Origin of the sequence: Aminobacter sp. MDW-2, assembly GCF_014250155.1 — a bacterium.
GTDB lineage: Bacteria > Pseudomonadota > Alphaproteobacteria > Rhizobiales > Rhizobiaceae > Aminobacter > Aminobacter ciceronei.
In genome coordinates this window covers 466,108-487,187 of the sequence record NZ_CP060197.1, presented here as the reverse complement: position 1 = coordinate 487,187, position 21,080 = coordinate 466,108, and the positions used below count along the sequence as shown (strand labels likewise).

The window sequence follows — 21,080 nt, the reverse complement described above, 5'->3', positions numbered from 1 at the left end:
GGGAAGATGTTGAGCACTCATGAACGTGTCTCGCTGTTGCGCGCGAACATTCATCTCGGACGGGGGCCAGCCAAGTTGCTGGAAGAGCTTGCTGAAGCCGCCGAAGAACTGAGCTTTGCCAAAGGCGAGGTGGTCTTCAGCCGGCGTGATCCGTCAATCTACTTCTATGTTCTGGTCAACGGGCATGTGTCCCACCCGGAAGTTCAGGCGGCCGAGGAGCAGTTTGCCATCGCTAGGGAAACCACGGCACCAGGCCAGTTATTTGGCTGGGGTGCAGCGGTGGAAGGCATGCCGATCCGTATTATTTCGGCGCGATGCGACGAGCCGACCAGGGTTCTCGCGATCGACGGTAAGTGGTTCCAGGCACGCTGCCGGGCTCATGGCGAGCCCGGGTTGAACACGTTGCAGGGTCTGGTCCGTGCGTTTGCCGGCCATGAGCGCAATATCGTGGGGCGCCGTGGCTGGCTGTCCATCCGTAGCGTGCAGAAGGTCTACGATCCTTTCGGCAAGTCGGTGGTAGCTGTCGATAGTTGCTCGGTCGAGATTCGCCCGGGCGAATTCTGCGCCATTGTCGGCCCATCGGGTTGCGGCAAGTCAACATTGCTGAACGCTGTAGCCGGCTTTGACACGATTACCTCCGGAGAAATCTATCTGGATGGCCAATGCATCAACTCCGCCACTATGAAAGCCCAACCCGGCCCAGATCGCATCGTTGTTTTCCAACACGGAGCGCTGTTTCCGTGGGCGACAGTATTGGAGAACATGATCCGTGGGCCGATCGTACAAAAGAAGATGAACAAGCATCAGGCGATCCAGAAGGCGCGTGAACTGCTCGCTCGGGTCGGCCTGAGCAAAGTCGAAAACCTCTATCCCACGGATATGTCATCCGGCATGTGTCGTCGTGTCGAGATCGTGCGAGCGTTGATGAATGACCCGCGTGTCATCCTACTGGACGAGCCATTCCGGGGCCTCGACGCGCTAACCAAGACGGTTGTCCATAACGCGCTTCTGGAAATTTACGAGATGGAGAGGAAGACGATCCTCTTCATTACCCACGATCTTGAAGAGGCGATTTACCTCGCCGACCGTGTCTTGGTCATGACGACGAGACCCGGCAGCATTAAGCAAACGATTTTCGTTGATTTGCCCAGGCCGCGGCCGACTGAACTCTTGGGTCAGCCGGAATTCCTCCAGCTGAAGGAGAATGCGATCGGCGCTGTTCATGAAGAAGCGGTGAAAGCCTTCGAGGCTGGTGAAAGGGAGATGGCATAATGACAAAATCTTCAGCCACATCAGGTGGCCATTGTGTCGTTGATTCCGTTGGCAAGGTTTATTCGTCATCTGGGAACGATCTCGAAATCGTCCTCAAGGATTGCAGCTTCGAAGTCCCGGCCGGAAGTCTGACTGTTCTTCTCGGACCGTCGGGCTGCGGCAAGAGCACGATGGTAAAGCTAATCGCTGGGTACGAAACCCCGACGCTGGGGCAAGTCCGACTAGACGGCGTTCCGGTTAATGGTCCGAATGCCGATCGCATCGTCGTCTTCCAGGAAACGGCGCTGTTCCCCTGGATGACTTTGCAGGAAAATGTTGCTTACGGGCCGGTTCAAGCGGGCGAGGCCAAAGCTGCTGCCGAACGAGAAGCAGGCGCGTTATTGCGCACCGTCGGACTTGCCGGTTTCGAGCATCGCTACCCAACTCAGATCTCAGGCGGCATGCAGCGACGTGCAGAAGTTGCCCGTGCTCTGATCACCCGACCCAAATTGATGTTACTCGATGAGCCATTCCGCGGCCTAGATCATATGTCTCGCGGACTGATGCAGGAATACTACTTGAAGCTCTTCGATGAGCATCGCATGACGACCTTGTTTGTTACGTCGGAAATTGATGAAGCGATCTTCCTGGCGGATCGGCTAGTCGTTCTCAGCTACAAGCCGACAGTTGTGAAGACCGTGATCGATGTGGATTTGCCGCGACCGCGCAACTTCCAGATGCTGACCTCTGCCACCTATGGCCGGATCAAGGAACAGGCGCTCGATCTCCTCTACAACGAGGCCCTGAAAGCCTTTGATCAAACACCCGCTGCGGCTTAGGGGCAAGATACATGAAGATCATTAAAAGCTTGTTTGAACGGAAGTCTGCCGCCGAACCTACAGCGCCTGCCGACATTTCTGGACTCCTCAATGGGTTTTCGGTCGAGGTTCTGCCTAAGACAGTCGGTAGACTCCTGGAACGCTCAGAAGGGCTTCCTGCCCGCAGTCGAGTGTATATCGCTTACATCCAAGGGACTGATATTGTCGACATGGTAAGTACAGCTCGGCGCCTAACGGATGCCGGATTTGAGCCTATGCCGCATATTCCTGCACGGCTGGTGAAGGATCGGCAAACGCTTTCCGACTGGGTCGCCCGTTACAAGAATGAGGCAGGAGTTCATCAAGCCCTAGTGATTGGCGGCGGCGTTGATCATCCGGTGGGCGAATTCAGTTCCTCCATAGAGTTGATGGCGACTGGGGTGTTCCAAAAGGCAGGGTTCGATCGTCTGCATGTGGCAGGGCATCCCGAGGGCAATCGTGACATCGACCCAGATGGGACGGACAAAAATACGCTTGCTGCACTGAGATGGAAGCAGGAGTTTTCCGAACAGACTGGGGTGGATATGGCAATTGTCACACAATTCTCATTCGACAGCCAACCGGTGATCGAATGGGCACAACGATTGTCCGCGGAAGGCATCCGACTTCCGATCCACATTGGAGTGCCTGGACCTGCAAAGTTGCAGACCTTGATCCGCTACGCTCTCCATTGCGGTATCGGACCGAGCATTCGCGTGCTTCACCGGCGAGCTGCGGATGTGACGCGTATGATGTTACCCTTTACGCCGGAAGAGTTCCTGAATGGCATTGCTCATCACAAAGCTGCAAATCCAGGAAGCAAAATCGCCGTCTCACATTTCTTCCCACTTGGCGGCATTGATAAGGTCCTTGAATGGAACGCCCGCTTTACGCGGGAAGTGGGCCTCCCGGACGTTTGTTGAATCCCTGGCCTCAAGCTGGGCCAACGGCCAAGTAGTCGGACACGTTTATTTTAAAGCAGCAGTGAACCTACGGCGAAAATGTCATCTTGTTCCAGAATCTGATGAACTTGCCAATCGCAAGCGTGGTAGCCATCGTAGCGGTGGCCGGCCTAGTACGCGGCGTTACTGGTTTTGGCGGGGCGATGTTCATGGCCCCGCCACTCAGTTTGTTGGTCGGGCCCGTCCAAGCTGTCTTGTACGCCTTATTTCTGGAGTCGATCGCTGTACTGGCGATTATCCGTTCGATTTGGCCTCGGCTGAACCCTCGTACGCTTGCCTTCGTCGGAATCCCGGCCTTGTTGAGCGCCCCTGTCGGTGGTCTCCTGCTGACTATTCTCGACGCGAATATCATCAGATATTTGATCGCGACTACTGTGGTGATATTCAGCCTGCTCCTCATGGTCGGGTTTCGCTACGATGGGCCGCCTCGTGGCACGACTTCAGCGATTCTGGGAGGTTTCAGTGGAGTTTTGTTCGGCGCGACCAGCATGGGAGGCCCTCCCGTCATCCTGTATCTTCTCTCAGGCCCCGACCATCACGATGTAACCCGCGCCAATCTCGTTGCATATGTTAGCGCCGTCTCGGCGGCAGCACTTGTACTACCCTGGTATGGGGGTGCACTAACGGCAGCAGTCACCCTCAACGCGCTCGCATTGGCCGCGCCTTACCTGCTCGGAATATGGCTCGGCAGCCACTGCTTCTCGTTCTTGAGCGAAAAACTTTTCCGCCGCACAGTGCTAGGATTTATGCTATTGAGTGGATTGGTCGCGCTTTTAGGCTAGTAGAGCTTGCGTTCGTGGTTGTTATGCAGCGCGACTTGGATTGGATTGCATGAGATGCATTCGGAATGCTGTTGTCTGCAGCGTTCTAGTGAAGTTCGAGTGGCGTGGATGAGTCAAGCTGTTGTGCACTCGGATTTCGACAACGAAGCACCATGGTATTGGCGCCCGGTCAATCTTTTCGACGGCACGCCATCCGAGACGCGGCGAGAATTCTTTAATTGTGCGAAAATGCGCGGCTTCGCGCGAGGTGAGCATGTTTGCCTTGCCGACGAACTAGCTGACCATCTGTATTATGTTGTCGCCGGCTTAGTTAAAGTTGAGCACATCACAGCCACTGGAAATGTCACTATATTCTGGTTCTGCGTCCCCGGTGATCTATTCGGTGCGGGCGGCATTTCTGGCAGCCTTAGGCAGGGTGTCTATAGCAGGGCCGTGGAGGATTCTCAAATTGCGCTATTGCGACGCACGCAATTTGAAGAATTGGTCGGGAACCATCCGAGGCTGGCTCTCAATGTGATCAAACTCATGGGTGGTCGTCTAAGGCTGGCATGCGATGCGATGGCCGAGGTAACCCAACGAGCAAATCTGAGGGTGGGCCGTCTGCTCCTGCGTTTGGCAGAGAGTTGTGGACAGTGGACGAATAAGAATGAAGTGGCGATCAGGGCCCGCATTTCACAACAGGAAATGGCCGACATGGTCGGATGCACGCGTCAGACAGTTACCGAGGTCTTGCAGAGCTTGTCTCGGAGCGGAATCATTAGGATAGAGAAGAGAACCATTCACATCCCAAGCGTGGAGCGGCTGCGGACTTGCGTTGAAGATGCCGAAATGACTGACGGCGGTAGTATACTGTAGACTTTCTGCCATCGAACACGAGTCATTTTCCAACGCGCTGGTGTGGCGATTCGCGTTCTTCGTCTTCGGCGCAATGTCATTGCATAGCTCATTCGGCTGAGTTGGCGTTCTCAATCTCTGCCTTGCTAGTTCAATCTGCGCCCATTTCCGAGACGATGTAAATTCGACTTAGGGGCCGAGAGTGCTCTAGCGTAGAATTGCGTGCACAAAGGCGGGTCCGCTTTGCGCCTTCTACACGGTCGTTCGGCAGAGAGGCGCTGAACCCTAAAAGCGGCCACTAGATTTGGCAGCTCCCCGCAAGTTGCCGGCATCCCTTTGCGCATTGCGTAGCCGTATTCCTCGATGAGGAGCGGGTATGTAGGTCGTCTGGAACACCGGAAATTCGTACGTTTTAACTTCACAGGGTTGTTCGAGTAGATGATAAAGGCCAAATGATGCCGATCAGGACGAGAGCGTCTGTAAAGGGGGCAAGATGCATAAACATGATCCAGCTCGTCAAATCAGCTTTATTCAGCAAGCCCTTTCTCAGAACCGAAAGCCGATCGGCTTCTTCCTCGGCGCAGGCTGCCCCCTGTCGATCCGCGTCAATCACCGCGAGGAGGACGGGAAAACCGTTACCGACCCGCTGATCTGGGATGTTGCCGGATTGACGAAGGTAATCGCCAAGTCACTTTCGAGTGGAAAACCCGAAAATCCCAAAAGCTGGGACAAAATAGTTCAGATCGTTAAAGACGATGGCGGCGAAAGCGGCAATATTGAGCTCCTGCTCAGCCGCATTCGCGTATTCGCGAGCGTTGCCGGCAGCGGGAATGTGCGCGGTCTTACAAGGGCCGAACTCACCGCGCTCGATACTGAGGTCTGCAAGGTCATCTCACAAGAGGTCACTCGCTCGCTTCCGACCAGGGACACCCCCTATCATAATCTCGCGATCTGGAGCCGTTCGATCCGCCGAGAGCGGCCCGTTCATCTCTTTACTACTAACTATGACCTGCTGATGGAGCAGGCGCTTGAGGAAAGTTCGGCGCCCTATTTCGACGGTTTTATCGGTGCGCGAAAGGCGTTCTTCGATTTGGGCGCGGTCGAGGATGAGGGCCTGTTGCCTCCGCGGTGGACCCGGCTCTGGAAGATCCACGGCTCGCTCAACTGGCGCCTTGAAAATGAGACCGACGTTGTTCGAACCGACGAAAAGACCGACAAGCAGAGCTATCTGATCTACCCGTCGCACCTCAAATATGACCAGAGCCGCAAGATGCCCTATCTAGCGATGCTCGACCGTCTCAAGGCTTTCCTGCTCGCTCCATCCGCGCTGCTGTTCATTTGCGGCTATTCTTTCGCTGACGAGCATATCAACGACGTGATCTGCCGTAGCCTCGAGGCCAATCCGACCGCACATGTCTTTGCCTGCGTTTTCGGCGAACTAGAGTCAGATAACTACAAACTCGCCCGCCAGTGCGCGCTGTCGAATCCCAATCTCAGCTTGTTAGGTTTCGACAAAGCTATCATTGGTCGCACACCGGGCGATTGGACTGCCGACGGATCGGATGATCTTTTGCTTCCGCCCAGCATTCTCGTGAGAGATGGCGACAATGTTACCTTGCGGCTCGGAGATTTCGCAGCACTCGGCACTTTGTTGCGTGGCCTCTCCGGTGAAGGTGTGAGCGATGTTGCGGCCTGATCGCGCTGATCGGGCGACCGTCATCGGAACGGTTCAAGACGTCAGCGGCACGTCGGTCAGCGTGACCCTGACCTCGGACCGATTTTCGGGCCTGAGCTTTGTCCACGGCCAAGGTCATAAGATCGGTCAGATCGGCAGCTTCGTCAAAATCCCGATCGGCTATGTCGATCTCTATGGGATCGTCTCGCAGGTCGGTGCCAGTGCGGTGCCGGAAAAGGCGGCGCTCTCCATGCCCAATGGGCTGCGCTGGATGACAGTCCAGCTGATCGGCGAAGGCTATCGGACTGGCAGATTTCAACGCGGAATCTCGCAGTACCCAACCTTCGAGGATGAAGTTCATCTTGTCTCCGAGGCCGACCTCCAGGCGATCTATGGACGATCGGACAAGCAGAACCATCTGGTCCGCGTCGGCCATGTGGCGGGAAGCGAGTCGATCGACGCGCTGGTCGACGTGAACAAGCTCGTCACGCGCCACAGCGCTGTGGTGGGAACGACCGGCTCGGGCAAGTCGACGACGGTGGCCGGACTCCTCAACGTCCTGTCGGATGAGAGCCGCTTCCCCTCCGCGCGAATCGTCGTCCTTGACCTTCACGGAGAATATGCCAAGGCGCTTGGCGACCGTGCGAACATCTTTAAGATCAGCCCGGATGTCCGCAACATCAACGAGCACCGGCTGTGCATCCCATTCTGGGCGCTGAGCTTCGACGAACTCATGCGGGTGACCTTCGGAAGCCTTCCGCCCGATGGAAAAGCGCGCAACATCATCCTCGAGCAGATACTCGAAGCTAAGATCGCAAGCCTGACGGCGCAGCCGATCGCCGGTGTCGATCCCGCCAGCATCACCGCCGATAGCCCGGTGCCTTTCTCGCTGAACAAACTCTGGCATGACCTCTATTGCCGCGAGTTCGGAACCTATCTCAGCGCCAGCGGCGCGAACCCGTCAGATCAGGCGACCTGGGCCTATGAATGCGATCCTTTGGGCGCGAAGATCGTCGGGGATGCGCAGGCCGCGGTTCCACCGCGCTTTCGCAAGGTCAAGAATGTCGCCTCCGATCCGGAGAAGATAAATTGGCTCCCCGACGTCCTCAACATCCGGGGGCCGCTTGAGGCGCTCGGCGCCCGGCTTCGCGTCGCGCGCTACGACTTCCTGCTGAAGGCCGGCGATTGGCATCCCGAGCTCGACGGCACGACGACTAAGACGCTCGCCGAGCTCGTCGGGCAATGGCTCGGCAGTGACAAGCCGATCACGATCCTCGATCTGTCGGGCATTCCCTCGACGGTGACGAACGACATCATCGGCAGCATCTTGCGTGTCCTTTACGATGGTCTCTTTTGGGCGCGGAACCTCTCGGAAGGCGGGCGCGAACGCCCGCTGCTCGTCGTGATGGAGGAGGCGCACAGCTACCTTGGCGACGATGGCAGCAGCGCGGCCTCGATCGCGACCCAGCGCATTGTCAAGGAAGGGCGCAAATATGGGATCGGCGCGATGATCGTTAGCCAGCGCCCGGCCGAGATCAATCCCACGATCCTGTCACAATGCGGGACCTTCTTTGCGATGCGGTTGAGCAACGCCACCGACCGCTCACATGTGACCAGCGCTCTCTCCGACAACCTCGAAGGTTTGACGAGCATGTTGCCGGTGCTACGCACCGGCGAAGCCATCATCCTCGGCGAAGCGGTAAGGCTCCCCATGCGGACAATGATCCAGGCGCCACCTCGCGATCGTCGCCCCGACAGTCAGGATCCACTGATCTGTGACGAAGCCGCGCCCGAGGATTCGATGACGCCAGGCGGTTGGAACCTGCAAATGCACATCGCCGCGGACTATCGCTATTTTGTCGAGACTTGGCTCCAGCAGAACCCGGTCCCCACCCCGCCCAAGAAGGAGTAAAACATATGGCCTGGCAGGATTTCGCTCCCTTCACCTCATCGAACATCGCCGCAATCCGCTACGATGAAGATCGGCTGCTGCTCGAGATCGAGTTTCACAACAGCACCCGCTATCACTATTTTGAGGTGCCTCCGCAGATTGCCCAAGCCTTCGATCAAGCCGGATCGAAGGGAACTTTCCTTGCATCGACCATCAAGGGTCATTATCGCTACAGCCGGGTCTAATATGCCTCTTGTCAGCCTCGATCAGAAAAATACTCGCGTTCAGTTTGGTGCATTCGAGGTCGACAACAAGATCTTGTTCGAATTCTTCAACAAAGCTCCGGCTGCCGAGCGCGACGAGCAGCTTCACAAGGCGCTCTATATCGGCGTCCTAGCGTTGATGGAGGACCGGCTCTCGAGCTTCCTTTCGAGAACCGCGAACGAGCTCGGCACCGAGCTCGAAAGTCTTAAGCTTATCTTCGACATGAAGAAGGAGCTTTTCTATCGGTCCGCGGTCAAGGGTGTGCTCGCTGAAACCGACATCGCCGACTTCCTGTCCGAGTTTTTAGCTCGCCAGAAGATTGCTGACCGCATCGAGCTGACCGGCGACCGGGCCGGTGCGATCCGTAGGAATAAGACGGGCGACATCGTCTGCCATCTGGCCGGCGACAGCGGCAAACGGATCGCGATCGAGTGCAAGTTCGACAAGAGTATCCGTCTTGGCGACATCCGGACCAAGGACATCTTCACGAAGAAAGCGGATACGGCCTGGAGCCAACTCCTCGAAGCACAAGCGAATCGCGACGGCCAGGCTGGCATCATCGTGTTCGACGCATCGCTCGTCGATAGCAGCATCCTGGTTGCGGTTCAGGATCTGAAGTTCTTGCCCGGTATCGGCCTAATCGCGATCATCGATTCGCAGAAGGGTGATTATCGCAACCTTGCCATCGCCTACATGCTAGCGCGCGACATCGCTCTGAACGCAAAGACAATCGAGCTCGACACCGATGTCCTCAAGATCATCGTCAATCGGCTAATCAAGGATGCGCGCGACATGGCACTGGTGAAGCATCTCGTCACCGCCAATATCGACAATATGAAGCAGATCCTCGCGCAGATCGAGAAGGGCATCCTACTCGCCGAATTCAATCAGCGCTACCTCATCAAGTTCCTCGCCGAGGGTACCCTCACAAAGGAGGATATGCTTGCCTTCTACGCGGGCGAAGAGGTCAAGGAGCGCTTCCGTTTAGTCGAGCGGGAAATAGGAGATCTTTGCTCTTGACGTGGACAGCGCCCCTATCCGCTTGTCGCGACCGAGAGCTGACTGTCTGCAATCGGCCCCTTTTTCAGGCAATATTTGCCCGGCCGGCTTTGCGGCTCCATCGCCGCCGCTGGGGGCATCCTCGTCGCCCCCTACGACGTGATAGTATGCGGCTCAGGCGCTCGCCCACACTCGGAGAGGCATTCTCCAAGTCTCCATAAGATAGGCCTCTGTCGCAGACAGCAACTCCAGATGTTCTGCTGCGACCTTCCTGCGCGAGTAACCTGGCTGGACAAGTGTCACAGCGAACTCTGCATGCATGTCGTGGCTTTGCCCGATCATACCGAGTAGAACTGCCATTGTGCCTCTCTCAAAGCGCGACGGCTGGCCAGACGACACCCTCTCGAGCTCACGCTGACGGAGATGGTTCAGCATGTCTCTGAACCTTTCCGCCCAGCGGACGGACTTCTGCGCCTGACCGCAAACCTCATAGAGGTCCTCGACGCGGGCGCCCGGTGCGGTCCCGGCGGAATACTTGCAATGGAACAGGTCGATCAGCAGCGTCCGGCCGCTGCGTCGTATGGCCACGACGTCGGCGACCTCGCCGGTGCCATCGTCGTCGAAGATGATGTCGTAGGGTGTTGCGCTCGCGAGCAAGCGCTCGATCACATGGCGCTGAACGGTTCCGGCCTTCTTGGCAGATCCCTGCGATTCAGCTTTGATGTTGACACCGCTCCAGTCGATGGACTCGATCTTGCCGGTGTCGAATGCCGGACGCGACTCCCTCGGCAGCACTAGGATGTCCGGCGCGATGAGTACGTCGCCGTCGGCAAAATAAATGTGAGGCGGATCTTCGTGAAATACATCGACGAGCGGGCGCTCCTTGCGGGTCCTGCCGCGCCTGACGATTACCGTGCGCCCCTCGGTCTGGGTAAATACGGCACCACCGCTTCCGATCTTCAGTTCGTAGCTGGCCGACCTTGCCCCACCGAGCACGTTGAAGCGGATGGCGTCTCCAATGTCGTGTCCGGCAAGTTCGATCTCGCAGTTGAAGAACGGGTGCTCGCTGTCCTCTAGCACCAACTGAAGGTTCTCTTCCGACGTGTCGAGGAACTCCTCCGGCCAGGCGATCCCGATGGGGACTTTTTTGGCAGGGAGGGAGGTCAGGCGTTGCGGACGAACGACGTTGCGGAGAATGGTCTCAGGGGTAATCGAGGTATTCAGCAGCTTCCGGCCGAGGTCGTGGCACCAGTCGATCCACTCGGAGAAGCTGTTGGATGTCCGATAGGACCAGAACTTCCCTTTGCGCGAACAGCCGATCGTCTCCTTCGACGCGTGCCTGCCGATGACCTGGCCATCATCATCAATGGTCTCCAGGTCGATGTAGCCGAGCCCAAAGAGGTTGGTCTTGCTCCGCGAACGGTTGCCAGGAAGGGTATCCAACTGGTCGGCTATATCCGAACCCATGAACTGCGAGTATCGAACCGGCTTCCGCTGGGTCTCACTGAGGCCGAGGTTGGTCAGCATGAGGCGCCGGAACCCGTGTAGTACCCGGAATACGTCCTCACCCGTGATCCGCATCACACCGGGGCCGGCCAGCGCCTTTGCCAGGTCGGCATGCAAGTCGGCCAGATCAGATCCGTGGATGAAGAGCAGCTTCAGCTCCGGATCCCAGTGCGCCATCACTAGGTTATAATACACGTTGCGGACTGACTTTACGGTCGTCCAGCGTAAGCGCTCCTCATCCCGTCGGACATACAGCAGGAGCCTGTGTTCCGCGTTGAGGGCCGGTGTCTCGACGATCGTTGACCATTGGCTCGCAACCGTCTCGGCAGATTCCGGCGTCCACTCGATGCAGTCGGTCTGATAGACGACCGTACTGAACCGCGGTTCAATGCTCTCCAATGGAAACGTCTCGGCCGCAACGTCCGCGTCAGGGAAGCCTGCAAAAAGGTCCTCGCGGCTCTGTTCGCGTTTGGTGCGGTTATGCCCTATCACCGAAAGGATGCGGTTCCAGTCTGAATCCTCGGCAAAGAGTGCGTTGAGCGAGGAAGTCGCGTCGCCAGCCTCGATGTTGGCAATGACGGTTGCCGAGCCGAGGTCGCTGCGTATCCGTGTGAACCTGCCGACAAACTGCAAGGTTACGGCTTCGCTGCGGTGACGGTCGTGAAGCCCGGCGATCTTGAGATCCGGCAGGTCGAATCCTTCGCCCAGCATGTCCACGCACACGATGATACGAGAGGCGCCGGAACGTAGCTCGGATAGGGCCTTGGCCCGCAACGGCGCTGACATGTGACTGTGGATCAGAACAGGATTGTATTCCGGGAGAAGCCGCGCGTAGAGGCCGTGCAGAGCTTCCGCGCGCTCCACATTGCTGGTTCTTGCCATGGCAAGGTGCGCAAACCCAGCGGCCGCGTCTGCCTTCAGCTGCTCACCCACCTTTCGCGCGATCAGTCCGTCGGCCTGTTCTTTGCCCGAAGCGTGGACGGGTACGAAGTTGATCGAGGTGAATAGTCCGTCAGCTTGCGCGCGCCTGAGCGGGTAGACATATATGAACTTCCCGTCAACCCGCCGTCCGTCGTTCCGGAATGGCGTTGCGGTGAACTGCAGCACGATCTTGCCGGTGAACAGCGCCTTGAAGTCCCGCCAGGTGCTGGCGCCGATGTGGTGAGCCTCGTCCACAAAGAGATGCGTGACCCGCCCGGCAAGCTGGCCGCGCAAGTCGGCCGACATTGCAGTCAGCACACTCATCGTAGCGATGATGACCTGGGCTTGGTCGGTGAGGTCGTCAACGTCTTTTGCGGATTTCAGTGCCTTTGAGAGGACGGCAACGGTCGGATGCATCAGATCCGCTGGCACTATGCCGGCGGCCTTCAATACGTCTAGTCGCGCGAATTTTAGAGCGATCTGTCGGCGCAGCGCGTCCGACGGCACGATCACGAGGAGGCGCTCTATCTTCTCCGACACCAGCAGCGCAGCCATCGTGTCGGTTTTGCCTGTTCCGGTCGGCAGCACTAGGGTCGCCGCCTGCTTTGACACGCTCCAGTGCGCCTTGACGGCGAAGATAGCGCCCAACTGCGGTGGCCGGAATCCCGGCTGCAGCCGTTGCCCGGTGTGAACGACTTCTTCTTTCAACGCCAGCTTGCGAGACCACGAGTCCACGACGACCGATACGGCTGGACCGGGCGGTGCCTTCCGTGGATTGGGCAATATCCAGCGGGCTTCCTCTCCCGCCGCACCGAGCGCGACGTTGGCGGAACTGTTGATGTTAGGCACCCGCAGGACGGCGTCACAGCCAAGCAGCGAAGTCGTCGGCGTGTCTACGACCGCGATGACGCCCAAGCCAGGAGCGTCGACTTTCCAGAATCGCTGGCCCCGCGCTCCGGCAGATGAGAGCATCGAACACGAGATTTCCCGTTCGCCGTGAGCCAGCCTGTAGACGACGTTCCCGCCGATGCGCGTGATGCATGAAACTCGCTCGGGGAATTTGATGGTCTGCTGCTCGGCGAAAATATCGATCATGTGGCACACCGGTCATCCGCGACCAATACTATTAGCGTCTCGACCTATTTTAGTCCGCACCCGCCCACGAGTTACACAGTGATTTTTCGTCAGACATGCCGACAGCAGCCCTCGCTCAAATGATTATCCGAGAGGCCCCACGCTATCATTGTGTCCTAGACACCTCGCGTGCGACGGCGTGTCCCCGCTCGACATCCACACGTCGCCGTGGTGGCTAGAACAAGATCAGTCCAAGGGTGATCTTCAAAAGATGATCGGACGCGTTCTCGGGGGTAACGTCAGGACGAAACAAGGAACGGGCATACTAACGGCTTGGTCTTAGAGCGAGGCTGAAGTGGGCTGAGGCGCGGGAGCGTTCCGCACCTCTCCTTGGGGCGGTTGGGGCACCTGCCGGCAGGGTGCAGAAACAGACTAACCTCGAGTGGCAGGTTACTACTAGGTCCTTCCCAAATTCAGACTGTCCGCAATCGGCCCCTGATCGGAACTGCGCCTCACCTTAGCCGCCGAGCGGCTTCTTGCCGGAACGGAGGATGGCTTCCCGCCGTCATGCGGACCCAAAAACCGGCAGTGTTCGGCAAACTGCAGGACGAGCAAGGCGCAGACGCCAAATCGGCGAACGACGTTGAACTGGCACCGGAAGCCCCCGAGCCGGACGCGGAAAATGTTGCGCTGGCCGATGGTGGTGCCGGGGCCCCGGAGGGTGAGCCCTTCAACGTCGCCGCCGAGTGAGCCGCAATGGCCGGAGCAGCGACACGGTTCCGGTCAGCTTTCAGTCAGCCCCGTGAATTTTTCCGGCCGCGCCATTGGCGCGGCCGGGGACCTCGACAACATTACATTTGGAACGGCAGCAAGTGAGAGGCTATCGACAACACTTCGATAGTCGTAGCCTGGCGACCATCGTCCCGGATGACCCCGCCTCGCTACAGTCGAGGCGTATCATCGTTCATACGGACGATCAGCCGTTTACGGCATCCTTGAGCGCCTTTGCCGGCTGGAAGAACACCTTCTTCGAAGCCGCTATCTTGATCGTGGCGCCAGTTGACGGATTGCGTCCCTCACGTGCCGGTTTGTTCTGCACCTTGAACTTGCCGAACCCGTTGAGGCTGATTTCTTCGCCCTTGGCGGCGGCCTCTGCAATGCTTTTCAGCACATCCTCGACCACCGTCTTCGCTTGGGTTTTCGACATGCCATGCGCATCCGCAAGGCGTTCGGCAATATCGATCGTGTTTACAGCCATCGTTTCCATCCCTCTGTTTGCGTTGGTTCGACGGGGGGCCTTATGCCACAGGCGATTCCGCACTGTCATCGCCCCAAGACGCAATCCGCCGCAAACCTTCGTTCGAACTGGGTATTTCCACCCCCGCAATCAACAAAGTCATGCAGCGCATGTCTTAACCTTGGAATGGAACGCTTGCCGCGAGGGGCGCAGGCGGACCTTTCCCGGTTCTGCCTCACCGTGCGTGCGGACACGAGTAGACGGATCATCGGCAATGCTGCTGAGGATCCCATATGACCAAGTCATCTTCGCCAGCGCTATCGACCATTTCCGCATCGATCGAGCGGAGATAGGGAAGTCGTCATGGTACGTTGGCAAATTGGCAGCCGCTGGCCACAGCAAGTGCACTGTGGTCCTTTGCGCCACCGCAAAGTGACGGCGGTTCGGGCAAAGAGCTGGGAGAGTCCAACCTCTCATCGACACTCCCTTGCGCGGCGGCCGATAACGCCTCGCGGTTGAGAGGCAGGCTCACTGTCCTCGCGAAACGGAGAAGCGCTCACGGTGCGAAGCAGGCGACCGATCGTTGTCGCCACTATGGCGGTTCCGACCTGGCTGTTCGTTCCAAGCCACGCGCACGGCGTCCTCGAATGGATTGGGTCTGACCGAAGACCGACTTTGCTTCGCTCAGCCTCGATCGTCTTCCCGCAACGACGGCGCTGCGGTTTCTTCCCCTGGCCGCTGCGCGTCCATTCCTCGCGCCCCAAGAAAGCCTTGCACTGTCGTCCTCCACTTCGTTTCAGCCCTTCGGGTGCGGACCGATCGTCTCCGGTCTCACGACCACCATCGAGGCCGCGATGGGCACGGCCCGAGAAAACAGAAGGCACCACCAAAATGGCTACGATCGGCACTTTCTCCCGCACCGCGAACGGCTTCTCCGGCTCGGTCAAGACCCTCAACCTCAACGTCAAGACGGTGACATTCGCCCCGCTGGAGGCGACAATGAAAAGGGTCCCGACTTCCGCATCTTTGCCGGCGCTACCGATTTCGGGGCGGCATGGAAGAAGACCTCGCGCGAAGGCGGCGACTACCACTCCGTCAAGCTCGACGATCCGAGCTTCCCCGCTCCGATCTACGCGAGCCTGGTCGAGACCGACACTGAGGGCGAATTCTCGCTCATTTGGTCCCGCCGCACCGCCGAGTGATCCGACCCAAACTCAGAGCCCCGCCGCAAGGCGGGGCTTCATCCTGTCCAGGTCCGCGGTGATTTGGCTCTCCGATACGACAAGCTAGGCCTTAGCCGATGCCCTGTGCTGTTTCTTCACTGGTGACTTCACCGCCACTGCGGACGTGGTCGCTGGCGCTGCGCGAGTTGCCCGTTTTGGTTTTTCTGCAACGGCTGGTACCGGTGCTGCCACCTTGCGACCGAGCCCGGATGACTTGGCAAGGAGCGAGCGTGCCGCGGCATAGTTCGGCGCCACCATCGGATAGTCGGAGGGCAGGCTCCATTTCTGCCGGTATTCGTCAGGGCTCAGATTGTAATGGGTTCCGATATGGCGTTTCAGGGATTTGAACCTTTTTCCGTCTTCCAGGCAGATGATGTAATCCGGCGTCACCGATTTCTTGATCGACACTGCCGGTTCCAGCTTGACTGCGGCCGGGGCCACAGGCGTGCTGATCCCTTGCAAAGCTGCATAGGTATCTCCGATCAGCTGGGGCAGCTCGCCGACCGGCAGTGGATTGTTCGATACGTAGGCGGAGACGATGTCGGCGGCGACCGATACGAGATCCGTTTGATCGTCCGGTTCGGGGGAAAAGATCATCGAAATTTCCTTTTGTTCTCACGAGCACGCTGAAAACGTGTGCTTGTCGATTTCGCCAATCAGGCAAACAATTTGCTATCCTCGCAACAATCCTCATTCTTTGCCAATAACAAGCAGCTAAGCTTCGCTTCCATCATTCTAATCGGCTGCGGACGAGCCTTGCCGACCGTTTCAGGGAAGCGAGGGGACTTTCCCTCGCTTCCCCGCCAATGCCGCCTGTGCAGAGCAGGGCCGCCGGCTCGCAAAGCGGCCGACGCTTAGAAATTCCGCGCATCAATCTGCAACCGCTCCGCTCGACCGCGCAGCCCGGCTCCGCGCGCCGGCATTGGCCCCCATCACTCCCGCGCGCTCACGCGCCCCCGGAAGGCATGCCGAGGGCCATGCCTTCGGCACCCAACGGAAAGAGGAGTGATCGCAATGACCATGACCACCAGCATCAACGGCGAGAGCAACAGACAGACGCAGGCAGCTTGCGGCGGCTTCAGCGTAGACATCACACGCGGCGAGCGGATTGGGCGCGTTTCCTCGGAATGGTTTTCGCGTCCCGATGACGAGCGCTATCTGAGCCTCACCGAGCTTTATGATGCCGTGAAGCAGCGAGCGGACCGCGCCACCGCCCGCATCGTCGAGAGCCGCGCTGTGCGCGTAGAAGCTACCCGCGCCAATGCAGAGCGGCTTTCGCTAATCATCCCCGGACAGGACCAGCCAGTCGCGCCGACGCATTGGAGCTTCGGCCAGCTTTGCAGCCTTGTCGCCGCACCGGCCACCTACATGCGCCAGCTTCCTGCACCGCTTGCAGGCATCAATTTGCAGCACGGTCTTTTGAGCCATCGGGCGGAATTGATGAAGACCCTCGAGACGGAAGACGGACGCATTGAGCTTCGCGCCGTGACCGGCCCGGACTATGGCCGTATCTGGGATCACGAGCTTGTCGCGGCCGTCATGAACATAGCGGGTAACGGCACCGGCGACACCATGTGGAAGGTGCCGGGCGTTCTGGATTGGGCGACCATGACACACAATCCATTCGTCGATATCACCAAGGACACGACCACGCTCTACGCCAGCGACCGCGACGTGTTCCTGTTTCTGGTGGATGATACGCACCCGATCGAAGCCGGACGGCTCCCGAATGGCGAGCCGGATTTGTATTTCCGTGGCTTCTATTGCTGGAATTCGGAAGTCGGCAGCAAGACACTAGGCATTGCGAGCTTCTATCTTCGTGCCGTGTGCATGAACCGCAATCTGTGGGGCGTGGAAGGCTTCGAGGAAATTAGCATCCGGCATTCGAAGTTTGCAGCACTTCGTTTCGCTCACGAGGCAGCGCCCGCACTGACGAGCTTTGCGAACTCAAGCCCCGCGCCGTTCATCGCCGGCATCAAAGCCGCGCGAGAGAAGATCGTCGCCCGCACTGACGAGGACCGCGAGAACTTCCTGCGCAAGCGCGGTTTCTCCAAGGCCGAAACCGGGAAGATCATCGAGGCCGTGTTGCAGGAGGAAGGCCGCCCGCCCGAAAGCATCTTTGATTTCGTGCAAGGCATGACCGCGCATGCCCGTACCAAGGCGCATCAGGACAGCCGCCTTGAACTGGAAGGCAGGGCGAAGGCCCTGTTGGCAAGGGCGGCATGAGCAAACGAAAAGCCGCGTGGCGAAAGTCTCGCCGCGCGGCCTTTCAGGTCCGCGCGGTGCGGCCGTTTTTGAAACACGGCGGCCGCTCGCCGGGCTCTACCCGGCTCGCGATGCGACTGCTGCCATTTTGAGCACAGCCACAAGAAATTCGCTTGGATTTCAGAGGTCTGAATTCGCCCGTTGAGCAGATCAACTGCTAACGCTTTCTGGCGGGCATACTCGGAACTGTTGCCACCTCATTCAGAATATCATGGGGATCGAACCCGATCGTTTCAGCCAGATCGAGAAACTCGATCACATCCAGGCGCCGTCCTCCCGACTCGATGGCTGCGACTACTGATTGATATCGATCGATCGCGTTTGCCAAGTCGGCTTGGCTCAAGCCTGCAGCCTTGCGCCTGTCCACGATCAATTGGATAAGTCGCAAATGTCTTGGCGACCGAAGTGTCTTTTGCATTCGCTGCCGGTCCTTGACGAAACCGGCAGATCAATTAAATGGGAATCCAGATAATCAGAAAATCTGGTTATCTGGTGAATGTCGCCGCTTGTGCTTCGACGACTTTTGGTGGGCCGTGCTTAAACCACTCCTCGATCCTGATGTCGCCGACGTTGCGCCGGATGCCCCAGTCCTGACCGGCTATGACGAGGAGCGGCTGCTCACCTACATCCGCCTGCTCGACGCAGCGGCGGAGGATGCGGACTGGCGCGAGGTGGCCAGGATCGTCCTGCATATAGACCCTGAGGAGGAACCGGAGCGGGCGTTCCGGTCGTGGGAAACCCATCTTACCCGCGCGCGATGGATGACGACGAATGGCTATCGATATCTTCTGGCCGGCGGTGCGCCGCACTGAGCGTTCGCCACGCTTTGCTGAATCAGCAGAGCGGTTTGCCGACTCTCCAGCTACCCAGCCTGCGTATCGCGCCAGATGGTGTTTCCGAAGCCCGCAGCCAATGCGGACATCGGGAGAGCACATTGCAAGGCGATTGGACCGATCCGGCAGCCTATGCGCATATGCGCGGCTACGAAGCTGCAGAGTTCGCTGCCGAGTATCTGATCCGAAACGACGAGTTCGTCGCCGAATGCAGCCAGCTTACTTCGCAGAATTCGGGTTCCGGAGAACTTGTCGGTCCGCCCGACTTCGCCGCTCGTTGGGGCGCGCGATTTCTCAGTCACCGGTGACGGGCTTCCGTTAGCTAAGAACATCGTCTGGACGGAACAGGCCTCGCCGCGTGTGCTTCGGGCCACGCGGATGCCTGTCTCGATGAATCCTTCTCACCAGGCAGTCCATCTTCCCAGGCTCCCCAACGCCAGCGTTTGGAAGCAGAACGAAGATTTGCATGTTCTTTGGCCAGCTTCGCCACCAACGCATAGGCTGGTTGCCGAAAACTGCGGCGGTCCGCCCGACATCAATGCGATCCTTCTGCCGCTCGACGACGCCTTCGAAACACGGCTCGACGCAGCGCGTCGGTTCTGGCGCGTATTGAACGGCCGGCCGACCACTCCAGCCTATGGCGCGCTGCCGAAGCAAACGGAGGCGCGGCACACTCTCAATCTGCGCGCTCATGACGCCCGCCGCGCAGGCGCCGCCTACCGCGAGGTCGCGGAGGTACTGTTGTCACGAGAATCGATTGCGCCGCGAGACTGGCGTGATCATCATCTCCGGCACAAGGTTCGGGCGATCCTGCGGCGCGCGGACCATCTGGTCGCCGGCGGTTATCGCGATCTTCTCTTCTACCCACACAGCCGCAGCCGAAAATCCGATCGCTGAAGCCCTTCGTCGCAGGGGTAGCAAAAACACGTCCCCCGATCTTTACCCTCCCTCGCTTTTCCTCATTTCGACCATCGTCCGTTTCGCGCGTCCCGGCAGGCCAGGACGACAGCAGAACCGGATGGAGATCGAGCGATGTCGAAGGGTCCCGCGGACGCGCCCCCAAAATACCTGCGAACCAAGGAGGCAGCGCCCATCGTCGGCCTTTGCGCTCGCACGCTGGAAAAGCACCGGACTTATGGAACCGGCCCAAAATACCGCAAGGTGGGCGGGCGCGTTCTCTACGACATCGACGACCTGCACGCCTGGATCGAACTTGGCGCGCGCACCTCCACCAGCGATGCCAACGCAACTTATGTTCCGCCCGCCAAGCCGCATGCGGCGCGTGCGCCGGCCTATGCCGGCAGACGCGATCCCATTTCCTGACCTGCTGGGGTGGCGGCTATGCGGCATCGTTTGTCCGACCAGAGTCAGCTTGAGCTGTTCCATGCCCGCTCAGGCGCCATCGCGCCACGCGATGCCCAGGACCTCATGTCGTGGCCGTTCTTCTCACTCGCCAAATCCCGCCGCGTGACACCGATCGACTTTCGCATGGGCGAGGTGTCGATCCGCGTCGAGGCGACAGTCGAACACGGCATGGCGACGATCTGGGATGCCGATATCCTGATCTGGGCAGCCAGCCAGATCGTCGAAGCACGCGACAATGGCCTTCGCACATCACGCCTGATGTCGGCTACGCCCTACGAAATCCTTACCTTCATCGACCGTGGCGATTCCGCCCATAGCTACAGCAGATTGAAGGCAGCGCTCGACCGGCTGCAATCAACGACAGTCGCCACATCCATCCGCCAGTCGTCGGAGCGACGGCGCCATCGCTTCTCTTGGATCAACGAATGGAAGGAGCGAGTGGACGCTGTCGGACGGCCGCTTGGCATCGAACTCATCCTGCCGGACTGGTTTTATGCCGGCGTCATCGACGATGCTCTGGTCCTCACCATCGACCGCCAATATTTCGGGCTGACAGGTGGCCTCGAGCGCTGGCTTTACCGCCTAGTGCGCAAGCACGGCGGCCGTCAGACCCACGGCTGGAGTTTTGATCTCCGTCACCTGCATCTGAAGTCCGGCAGCCTGTCGCCGTTCAAACGCTTCACCTTCGACCTGCGCGAGATCGTCCGCCGTCAGCCGCTGCCCGGCTACCGACTGGTGCTCACCTTCGATCCCGACGGCCGATCACGCCTGACCTTCCAGCCCGACCCGGGCGACCCATTCGCCAACACCCTAACAACCCATCGCGCACCGAGCGGTCGCACAATCAAGGCTGCTAAATGACTGTGGACAGGCCCGTGCTATCAGGAACCGCAGCTCCCGTGCCATCGGGAACCGGATTCCCGTGCTATCAGGAACCGAAATCGGCCTTAAGTCCTTGTGGCGATTGCCGAACCGGCTCCTCTAACGTTTCTAACTGTGAATCCTTCGGATTCTCTCTAACGCAAAGTGCTGATCCACGCGGCTGTGGACGACGGCGGAGAGATGCCCCGTCGGTCCTGGCGAGCGACGAGATCTATTCTTACTCCCAGATCGCGGCCGATGTCTCCGACACCCGTTTCGC

The 21,080-nt window shown here is 58.8% G+C and carries 20 protein-coding genes and 1 pseudogene; 17 read left to right on the top strand and 4 right to left on the bottom strand.

Annotated elements, in window-relative coordinates:
- Nucleotides 1–6 precede the first annotated feature (6 nt).
- The 9 genes from H5P29_RS02415 to H5P29_RS02380 all read left to right on the top strand — a co-directional run bounded on the left by H5P29_RS02415 (nt 7) and on the right by H5P29_RS02380 (nt 9,536).
- Nucleotides 7–1,272 carry an ATP-binding cassette domain-containing protein gene (locus H5P29_RS02415; protein WP_154385784.1) on the top strand — a complete coding sequence of 422 codons (1,266 nt, stop codon included), beginning with the start codon at nt 7–9 and terminating at the stop codon, nt 1,270–1,272.
- A complete protein-coding gene (locus H5P29_RS02410) occupies nt 1,272–2,090 on the top strand; it encodes an ABC transporter ATP-binding protein (RefSeq protein WP_154385785.1) in 819 nt (272 codons plus the stop codon). The genes H5P29_RS02415 and H5P29_RS02410 overlap by 1 nt, the downstream gene beginning before the upstream one ends.
- An 11-nt stretch (nt 2,091–2,101) precedes the next feature.
- Nucleotides 2,102–3,031: a methylenetetrahydrofolate reductase gene (locus H5P29_RS02405; RefSeq protein WP_154385786.1), complete on the top strand. Its 930-nt coding sequence runs from the start codon at nt 2,102–2,104 to the stop codon at nt 3,029–3,031.
- Nucleotides 3,032–3,117: 86 nt separating this feature from the next.
- On the top strand, nt 3,118–3,852 hold the full coding sequence (locus H5P29_RS02400) for a sulfite exporter TauE/SafE family protein (protein WP_154385787.1): 735 nt from the start codon (nt 3,118–3,120) through the stop codon (nt 3,850–3,852).
- 108 nt (nt 3,853–3,960) lie between these two features.
- Nucleotides 3,961–4,707, top strand: coding sequence for a Crp/Fnr family transcriptional regulator (locus H5P29_RS02395; RefSeq protein WP_182575121.1), 747 nt, complete (start codon nt 3,961–3,963; stop codon nt 4,705–4,707).
- A 472-nt stretch (nt 4,708–5,179) separates the two neighbouring features.
- The gene (locus tag H5P29_RS02390) at nt 5,180–6,382 is read left to right on the top strand and encodes an SIR2 family protein (RefSeq protein WP_154385789.1); all 1,203 of its coding nucleotides are present in this window, start codon (nt 5,180–5,182) and stop codon (nt 6,380–6,382) included.
- Entirely contained in the window at nt 6,369–8,273 is a 1,905-nt protein-coding gene (locus H5P29_RS02385) for an ATP-binding protein (protein WP_246670801.1), read from the top strand. Before H5P29_RS02390 ends, H5P29_RS02385 begins: the two co-directional genes overlap by 14 nt.
- A gap of 5 nt (nt 8,274–8,278) precedes the next feature.
- Nucleotides 8,279–8,497 carry a KTSC domain-containing protein gene (locus H5P29_RS32405; RefSeq protein WP_246340899.1) on the top strand — a complete coding sequence of 73 codons (219 nt, stop codon included), beginning with the start codon at nt 8,279–8,281 and terminating at the stop codon, nt 8,495–8,497.
- 1 nt (nt 8,498) lies between these two features.
- The gene (locus tag H5P29_RS02380) at nt 8,499–9,536 is read left to right on the top strand and encodes a hypothetical protein (RefSeq protein ID WP_154385790.1); all 1,038 of its coding nucleotides are present in this window, start codon (nt 8,499–8,501) and stop codon (nt 9,534–9,536) included.
- 153 nt (nt 9,537–9,689) lie between these two features.
- Here the strand turns inward: H5P29_RS02380 and H5P29_RS02375 are convergent, their stop codons facing one another.
- The gene (locus H5P29_RS02375) at nt 9,690–13,037 is read right to left on the bottom strand and encodes a DEAD/DEAH box helicase (protein WP_154385791.1); all 3,348 of its coding nucleotides are present in this window, start codon (nt 13,035–13,037) and stop codon (nt 9,690–9,692) included.
- A 567-nt stretch (nt 13,038–13,604) separates the two neighbouring features.
- Between H5P29_RS02375 and H5P29_RS02370 the strand changes: the two genes are divergently transcribed.
- Nucleotides 13,605–13,766, top strand: a complete 162-nt coding sequence (locus H5P29_RS02370; RefSeq protein WP_154385792.1) for a hypothetical protein — start codon at nt 13,605–13,607, stop codon at nt 13,764–13,766.
- Between the two features lie 226 nt (nt 13,767–13,992).
- Here the strand turns inward: H5P29_RS02370 and H5P29_RS02365 are convergent, their stop codons facing one another.
- On the bottom strand, nt 13,993–14,337 hold the full coding sequence (locus tag H5P29_RS02365; RefSeq protein WP_348640620.1) for an HU family DNA-binding protein: 345 nt from the start codon (nt 14,335–14,337) through the stop codon (nt 13,993–13,995).
- Between the two features lie 807 nt (nt 14,338–15,144).
- Here H5P29_RS02365 and H5P29_RS02360 point away from each other — a divergent pair.
- A pseudogene (locus tag H5P29_RS02360) lies at nt 15,145–15,455 on the top strand (DUF736 domain-containing protein).
- An 84-nt stretch (nt 15,456–15,539) separates the two neighbouring features.
- Here H5P29_RS02360 and H5P29_RS02355 read toward each other — a convergent pair.
- A complete protein-coding gene (locus tag H5P29_RS02355; protein WP_154385794.1) occupies nt 15,540–16,073 on the bottom strand; it encodes a MucR family transcriptional regulator in 534 nt (177 codons plus the stop codon).
- Nucleotides 16,074–16,490: 417 nt separating this feature from the next.
- On the opposite strand from H5P29_RS02355, the gene H5P29_RS02350 reads away from it, so the two are divergent.
- Complete coding sequence (locus tag H5P29_RS02350; RefSeq protein ID WP_371818600.1) at nt 16,491–17,702, top strand: DUF932 domain-containing protein; 1,212 nt, start codon at nt 16,491–16,493, stop codon at nt 17,700–17,702.
- A 196-nt stretch (nt 17,703–17,898) separates the two neighbouring features.
- Here the strand turns inward: H5P29_RS02350 and H5P29_RS02345 are convergent, their stop codons facing one another.
- A complete protein-coding gene (locus tag H5P29_RS02345; protein ID WP_154385795.1) occupies nt 17,899–18,159 on the bottom strand; it encodes a helix-turn-helix transcriptional regulator in 261 nt (86 codons plus the stop codon).
- 115 nt (nt 18,160–18,274) lie between these two features.
- Here H5P29_RS02345 and H5P29_RS02340 point away from each other — a divergent pair, with 115 nt between their 5' ends.
- From H5P29_RS02340 to H5P29_RS02320, 5 genes are all read left to right on the top strand, one after another.
- Nucleotides 18,275–18,553 carry a DNA -binding domain-containing protein gene (locus tag H5P29_RS02340; RefSeq protein WP_182575122.1) on the top strand — a complete coding sequence of 93 codons (279 nt, stop codon included), beginning with the start codon at nt 18,275–18,277 and terminating at the stop codon, nt 18,551–18,553.
- A gap of 122 nt (nt 18,554–18,675) precedes the next feature.
- Nucleotides 18,676–18,882, top strand: coding sequence for a transcriptional regulator domain-containing protein (locus tag H5P29_RS02335; protein ID WP_154385796.1), 207 nt, complete (start codon nt 18,676–18,678; stop codon nt 18,880–18,882).
- Nucleotides 18,883–18,964: 82 nt separating this feature from the next.
- Complete coding sequence (locus H5P29_RS02330) at nt 18,965–19,471, top strand: DUF2285 domain-containing protein (protein WP_185910230.1); 507 nt, start codon at nt 18,965–18,967, stop codon at nt 19,469–19,471.
- A gap of 135 nt (nt 19,472–19,606) precedes the next feature.
- Complete coding sequence (locus tag H5P29_RS02325; RefSeq protein WP_108605716.1) at nt 19,607–19,897, top strand: AlpA family transcriptional regulator; 291 nt, start codon at nt 19,607–19,609, stop codon at nt 19,895–19,897.
- A gap of 18 nt (nt 19,898–19,915) precedes the next feature.
- Nucleotides 19,916–20,800, top strand: a complete 885-nt coding sequence (locus tag H5P29_RS02320) for a replication initiator protein A (RefSeq protein ID WP_154385798.1) — start codon at nt 19,916–19,918, stop codon at nt 20,798–20,800.
- The last annotated feature ends 280 nt before the right edge of the window (nt 20,801–21,080 follow it).

What these genes read in the sequence shown, in the direction of transcription:
- H5P29_RS02415 (WP_154385784.1), top strand. Translation starts at nt 7, where the DNA reads ATGTTGAGCACTCATGAACGTGTCTCGCTGTTGCGCGCGAACATTCAT.
- H5P29_RS02410 (WP_154385785.1), top strand. Translation starts at nt 1,272, where the DNA reads ATGACAAAATCTTCAGCCACATCAGGTGGCCATTGTGTCGTTGATTCC.
- H5P29_RS02405 (WP_154385786.1), top strand. Translation starts at nt 2,102, where the DNA reads ATGAAGATCATTAAAAGCTTGTTTGAACGGAAGTCTGCCGCCGAACCT.
- H5P29_RS02395 (WP_182575121.1), top strand. Translation starts at nt 3,961, where the DNA reads ATGAGTCAAGCTGTTGTGCACTCGGATTTCGACAACGAAGCACCATGG.
- H5P29_RS02390 (WP_154385789.1), top strand. Translation starts at nt 5,180, where the DNA reads ATGCATAAACATGATCCAGCTCGTCAAATCAGCTTTATTCAGCAAGCC.
- H5P29_RS02385 (WP_246670801.1), top strand. Translation starts at nt 6,369, where the DNA reads ATGTTGCGGCCTGATCGCGCTGATCGGGCGACCGTCATCGGAACGGTT.
- H5P29_RS32405 (WP_246340899.1), top strand. Translation starts at nt 8,279, where the DNA reads ATGGCCTGGCAGGATTTCGCTCCCTTCACCTCATCGAACATCGCCGCA.
- H5P29_RS02380 (WP_154385790.1), top strand. Translation starts at nt 8,499, where the DNA reads ATGCCTCTTGTCAGCCTCGATCAGAAAAATACTCGCGTTCAGTTTGGT.
- H5P29_RS02375 (WP_154385791.1), bottom strand. Translation starts at nt 13,037, where the DNA reads ATGATCGATATTTTCGCCGAGCAGCAGACCATCAAATTCCCCGAGCGA.
- H5P29_RS02355 (WP_154385794.1), bottom strand. Translation starts at nt 16,073, where the DNA reads ATGATCTTTTCCCCCGAACCGGACGATCAAACGGATCTCGTATCGGTC.
- H5P29_RS02350 (WP_371818600.1), top strand. Translation starts at nt 16,491, where the DNA reads ATGACCATGACCACCAGCATCAACGGCGAGAGCAACAGACAGACGCAG.
- H5P29_RS02345 (WP_154385795.1), bottom strand. Translation starts at nt 18,159, where the DNA reads ATGCAAAAGACACTTCGGTCGCCAAGACATTTGCGACTTATCCAATTG.
- H5P29_RS02330 (WP_185910230.1), top strand. Translation starts at nt 18,965, where the DNA reads ATGAATCCTTCTCACCAGGCAGTCCATCTTCCCAGGCTCCCCAACGCC.
- H5P29_RS02325 (WP_108605716.1), top strand. Translation starts at nt 19,607, where the DNA reads ATGTCGAAGGGTCCCGCGGACGCGCCCCCAAAATACCTGCGAACCAAG.
- H5P29_RS02320 (WP_154385798.1), top strand. Translation starts at nt 19,916, where the DNA reads ATGCGGCATCGTTTGTCCGACCAGAGTCAGCTTGAGCTGTTCCATGCC.